This is a genomic window from Alkalibacillus silvisoli (assembly GCF_039521975.1).
Taxonomy (GTDB): Bacteria; Bacillota; Bacilli; order Bacillales; family Alkalibacillaceae; genus Alkalibacillus; species Alkalibacillus silvisoli.
Genome location: NZ_BAAACZ010000037.1, coordinates 1 through 584 on the forward strand (window position 1 = coordinate 1; position 584 = coordinate 584).

Annotated in this window: 1 rRNA gene; it reads left to right on the forward strand. The window is 57.2% G+C overall.

From position 1 onward, the window contains the following. Nucleotides 1–584: ribosomal RNA gene (locus ABDZ63_RS15745) — 23S ribosomal RNA — on the forward strand; the annotation flags it as partial.

Consider the following 584-nt stretch of genomic DNA (forward strand, 5'->3'; position numbering starts at 1 on the left):
CCGTGATCCGGTTCGGAGACAGTGTCAGGTGGGCAGTTTGACTGGGGCGGTCGCCTCCCAAAAGGTAACGGAGGCGCCCAAAGGTTCCCTCAGAATGGTTGGAAATCATTCGCAGAGTGTAAAGGCAGAAGGGAGCTTGACTGCGAGACCTACAAGTCGAGCAGGGACGAAAGTCGGGCTTAGTGATCCGGCGGTTCCGAATGGAAGGGCCGTCGCTCAACGGATAAAAGCTACCCCGGGGATAACAGGCTTATCTCCCCCAAGAGTCCACATCGACGGGGAGGTTTGGCACCTCGATGTCGGCTCATCGCATCCTGGGGCTGTAGTCGGTCCCAAGGGTTGGGCTGTTCGCCCATTAAAGCGGTACGCGAGCTGGGTTCAGAACGTCGTGAGACAGTTCGGTCCCTATCCGTCGTGGGCGTTGGAAATTTGAGAGGAGCTGTCCTTAGTACGAGAGGACCGGGATGGACACACCGCTGGTGTACCAGTTGTTCCGCCAGGAGCATCGCTGGGTAGCTACGTGTGGTCGGGATAAGTGCTGAAAGCATCTAAGCATGAAGCCCCCCTCAAGATGAGATTTCCCA